Annotated in this window: 4 protein-coding genes and 1 pseudogene; all 5 read right to left on the bottom strand. The window is 67.9% G+C overall.

Annotated features, from left to right (window positions below):
* Positions 1–854 precede the first annotated feature (854 nt).
* On the bottom strand, positions 855–1,592 hold the full coding sequence (locus K2X24_RS04490; protein WP_292495107.1) for a hypothetical protein: 738 nt from the start codon (positions 1,590–1,592) through the stop codon (positions 855–857).
* A gap of 224 nt (positions 1,593–1,816) precedes the next feature.
* Positions 1,817–2,341 (bottom strand): HAD domain-containing protein, encoded by a 525-nt coding sequence (locus K2X24_RS04495; RefSeq protein WP_366934437.1) that lies wholly within the window; start codon positions 2,339–2,341, stop codon positions 1,817–1,819.
* A 238-nt stretch (positions 2,342–2,579) separates the two neighbouring features.
* A complete protein-coding gene (locus tag K2X24_RS04500) occupies positions 2,580–3,743 on the bottom strand; it encodes a heparan-alpha-glucosaminide N-acetyltransferase domain-containing protein (protein ID WP_292495111.1) in 1,164 nt (387 codons plus the stop codon).
* On the bottom strand, positions 3,740–4,048 hold the full coding sequence (locus K2X24_RS04505; protein ID WP_292495113.1) for a hypothetical protein: 309 nt from the start codon (positions 4,046–4,048) through the stop codon (positions 3,740–3,742). The genes K2X24_RS04500 and K2X24_RS04505 overlap by 4 nt, the downstream gene beginning before the upstream one ends.
* Before the next feature lie 216 nt (positions 4,049–4,264).
* A pseudogene (locus K2X24_RS24350) lies at positions 4,265–4,462 on the bottom strand (DUF3526 domain-containing protein); the annotation flags it as partial.
* Positions 4,463–4,484: the final 22 nt, after the last annotated feature.

Here is a 4,484-nt window from a genome sequence, read left to right on the forward strand (position 1 = left end):
AGGCGAAGATGAAGGGCTACGTCGGCGAGGCCTGCCCGGAATGCGCGAACTTCACGCTGGTCCGCAACGGCACCTGCTTGAAATGCGACACCTGCGGCGGCACGACGGGCTGCTCGTAAACCCCGACCGTGCTGTGTCGTAGCCGACAGGGAAGACTGGTTGCGCGAAGAGGATGATCGGTAGCACGCGACAGGGGAGTTCGATTGCTCGCCCCTGTCGCCACTTTCGCGAAGTCCACACCAGGGCCAGACGTAAGGGCCAAGGCGAAAGACGGTTATGGTCAGGTATGTTGGCCGGAACCTTTGTTAGTCACAGAGGCCGCGGTTCAGCGGGGCTGAGCTTCGAAACCGACGTCATCATCGCCGAGCGCAGCCAAGCTCCCTGACAATTGGGGAGACGACTGTGCGGAAACCGAATGAGCGCGATGCCGGCTCGGTGGGCGACCTGTGTGTCGTCGATCGCATATTCACATCGTTCAGAGATGCCCTTGCTGGCACGGACGGGTGTGCTGACATCGCCGCGCGTCTCAGGGGCGCGCTCCTGGCTGACCGGGACTTGAGGGAGACGGCGCTCGATCCTGCCTTGTTCGATGCCCGGCAGCCATGATTGAGGTCGAGTCACTCACCATTTTCGAGTTCCGGGGCATCAAGGAACTCACTCTCCCGCTCAATCGTAAGAATTTCTCGGTCTGCGGCCCTAAGGGGACGGGGAAAATGGATGTCGTCGACGCGTTAGAGTTCGTGCTCGCCGGTGGAGTTGACCCCGTTTGTGGTCAACGTCCTATGCAAGTTCTCGTGCTGTTGGAGCTACCGGCCCGACGAGACTGGGCCATCCTCTAAAAATCGCCCCCGCGATCAGGCGTGGGCGGGAGCTCTGCCGATGGCATCACCGATCAGTCGCCGCGGGAGGTCCGCGCAGCGAGCCAGAATCCGTGCGAGCGGTGAGCGCCACAGGCCGTATCCATCGTCGCACAGCGGATCGTTCACCACGGGACTGCCGTCGCCGCCGACGAGAACGTTGCCGATATTCGGGTCGAGCCCCTGCGGCGACACGGCCCGCAAGGCGGCGACATAGGCCTCGTATCCGGGCCACGCCGCCCTGAACGCATCGCGGATGCCGTCGAAGCTCGGATGATCGACCCGAGGCTCGTGCGCCGGCCATTCCACCTTGAACCGGTCGCGCACGCCTTCCTCCATCGCAACGCCCGGATGGTCCGCGATGACGGCGTGGGCATAGGCCAGCCACCAGGCGTCGCGCGCGGGATCGGTGAGACGCGACCCTACGGTCATCAGCGCGCCGCAACGGCTCACATGCAGGTCGTGGACACGTGGCGCATGCGGTCCGTCGGAGCCGGGGAACCCTTTGCGAAGCAGCGCCGCGTAATCGCCGAACCCGTCCGCCTTGCGTGCGAAGCGCACGACGACGTCCGAGTGGTCCGGATGCGTGTGGACGGTGCCATGGTACCCGAAACCGATCTCGGACCAGCCCGTGGCGATGAGTTCGGCATAGGCCTTTGCAGCCGTCCGTTCGACGATGCCCAGGGCGGACAGCGAGGGACTGGACGTCGTGTCCTGATTCTTGAACCTGAACATTGCAGCCACTCCTTCCTGCCACGCGATGACCCGACGCGACGCGTTCCCAGCGACCGCGCGAGCGCGGTGTCGAGGACGGACCGGACGGGCTGGTCCGGCGAAGGTCGAAGTGACCTGGTCGATGTCGGGGGGCAGCGTGACGCGCGTGTCACGCCGCTGTCATGGAATGACCCGAGCCTTCGGAAAGTTCAATCCCTACGGAAGCGTAAATCGACCGTCGTGGATCATGAGCCGTTCCGGTCCATGGCCAGGCGGAGGTCGACCATCCTGGCCAGCAGCCTCCGAGCCAGGCCCCGATCCGCTTCGCTGAGGCCGAAATCCGCGAGCGGCCGGACGTGACGACCCCGGTGGACGGGGCCAACCTCGACGTCGTCGAGGACGATGTAGTCCGTGATGCGGTTCCGGGTCGCGTGCTCGGCGATCTCGTCGCCGCGCCCGGCGCGCTCGGCGGAGAGCATGCCGCCCGTCTTGGCATCTCGGCTCGTCGGCAGGATGGCAGTGCGCCAGTCGGGGTGAAAGCAGGTCTCGGAAAGGCCGGCCTCGACCAGGGTCGGACGGCAGTCGTCGACGCGCCACGTCGAAGAGACGACCACTTTGGCGTCGAACTCTCTCACCAAGCCGGCGACGATGGCGACCTGGGCTGGGTTGAGCTTGTCTTTTCCGGCCTGCCGCTGATAGCCGACCGTCGTCACAACGCCGTCCACGTCGAGGTAGACCGTCAGCGGTGCGGTGGCTCTATGATGATCCAAAGGGCCAACCTCGTCTGGTGTAGCGATCCTGCCTCGGCCGCGGACGCCTACAATGCGTCACCGCAACCGTCCAGCGTGCGGATGAAGCCCCCTCAAGCGCAGTCGGTAGAGCCCTGGGCCGATATCAATGATCGGCGGTGACGGGGATAGCTCTGGAAAGTCGACGGGCGGAAACCGACCCAAGCAGAACACAGTGGGGCTTCGACCGAGTCTCAGGCAGCAGGCGTTCGACAGGCATTCACAGGTAGCTCAAACCCGGCCAGGCCGCCCGGCGCTTCAGGCGGACCATCCAGCGGCACGCGAGCCAGAGGGGCGGGACCAGGATCGCCGCGACCAGCCAGATCTGCCACGGGGCCCCCGCCTCGATTCGGTCGGAGGGACCGGCGAGGCCGAGTGCCAGGGCACCGTCGTGGAGCAGGCGCAGCAGCCAGAGATGCGCCAGGTAGAAGAACAGCGGCGCACCGCCGAAGGTGAGCAGCCAGGCGAGACGTCGCGCCGGTACCGCCTCGAGCAGGGCGAGGAGGCCAAGGCCGAGGCCCAGGGTCAGCAGCAGGAAGTCGGCCGACGGCGGGTACTTGGTCAGGTTGACGAAAGACAGCACCGTGATGAGGGGCCTCGCCCCCGTCTGCCAGGGCACCGGCTCGCCGTAGCCGTTGAAGCTCCGCAGACTGAGGAAGGCGGCGAGCGCTGTGCCGCCGAGCGCCAGGAGCCACGCGCGGCGAGTGCCCGGCGCGACCGCTCCGGCGAAGAGCGGCCCGAGGGCGTAGCCCGCCGCGATCACGCCGAACCAGGGCAGCACGGGGTAGGAGGTGCGCGCCACGCCCCAGGGTAGTTCGATGGTGCCGCGCTGGTGAAGGATCGACCAGAGCACATACCCCGTGTCGCCCCGCTGGAGCACGAGTCCGTCGAGCCCGTTGTGGCCGAGCATCACCGCTGCGGCGAAGAGGATGAGGGCAGCGCGCGGGAGCCAGAGCAACGCGGCCAGAGCCACCATGCTGAGGCCGATGGCCCAGATCACCTGCAGGTAGAGGATCGGCGGCGTCAGGCTGCGGGTCCAGGCGAGGTTCACCAGCGTCACCTCCAGCAGGATCAGCAGGAGGCCGCGCTTGGCCAGGAACACGCTGGTCGCCCGCCGGTCGCCGTGCTTCTGCGCGTGGAGGCTGGCCGAGAGGCCGGTGAGCAGGATGAAGACCGGCGCGCAGAAATGCGAGGTGAGCCGGGTCAGGACGAGGCCGGGCGGCGTGAGGCTCAGATCCATGGGGTCTCGGACCTGGGCGTGCAGGTAGATGAACTCCCGCACGTGGTCGACGAGCATGAGCAGCATGACGAGCCCGCGAAGGGCGTCGATGGAGACGATGCGGGACCGCAGAGCCTGCGCTTCCTCGGAGATTGCAGCTCTCATCGCGCGCGCTCCGTTCCGATCCTGTGCAGGAGGCGGCCGACATCGACCGGTGTCCAGGCCGCGCCGCCGCGCGGCTCGCAGATCCCCCGCCGCGTGAGCTCCAGGGCGAGGCACTGGGGCGTCCCCCCGACTTCCCCACGCATCGCGTCGATGAGCGGCATGAGATCGAGAACGTAGCGGCGCACTCGTACGGACGAGGCGCCGCGTCCGGCATCCCCGCGCCGGCCACGGGCGGCGGAAACGTCACGAGGCTGGGTCGCCACCGGGCTGGCCTCCCAGGAGACGTCGTTCCGGTTCGGGCGCATCAAGCAGGCCATCCTGAAAGACGACGGTAGGCCAGGGCGGCAAGAAGCTGGGTTCCCGCAACCAGGCACCCGAGAGCCACCACCGCCTGGTGTTCGGCCGCTGCGCGCGGGACGGAGGGCACGAGGGCCGGAGCGGCGTCGTAGGCGGCAAAGTCGAGCCGGGCGGGGCAGCCCCTGACACACCGGGGCCGGATCGAGGGCTTGGGCGAGAATGTGGGGCGCAAAGAACGCACGCCGGTCCCGGCGATAAGCGGTGCCCGCCGCCCGGAAGGCGGAATGGCGCTCCGCATCGGTTCCCGCCGCCCCCTCGAGCGCGCGTGCCAGGACGGTCGCGGGCGACAGGATCGCCGGTCGCCGGCGGCTCCAGGCCGCCGCCCGGGCATGGTCCTGCGCGGCATCCCGGTCGCCCGCCAGCCCCGGCCGGCTCGCGACCTCC

The organism is Methylobacterium sp., from assembly GCF_019750675.1.
GTDB lineage: Bacteria > Pseudomonadota > Alphaproteobacteria > Rhizobiales > Beijerinckiaceae > Methylobacterium.

Coding starts and splice junctions, on each gene's coding strand:
- K2X24_RS04490 (WP_292495107.1), bottom strand. CDS start 1,592: ATGTTCAGGTTCAAGAATCAGGACACGACGTCCAGTCCCTCGCTGTCC.
- K2X24_RS04500 (WP_292495111.1), bottom strand. CDS start 3,743: ATGAGAGCTGCAATCTCCGAGGAAGCGCAGGCTCTGCGGTCCCGCATC.
- K2X24_RS04505 (WP_292495113.1), bottom strand. CDS start 4,048: ATGCGCCCGAACCGGAACGACGTCTCCTGGGAGGCCAGCCCGGTGGCG.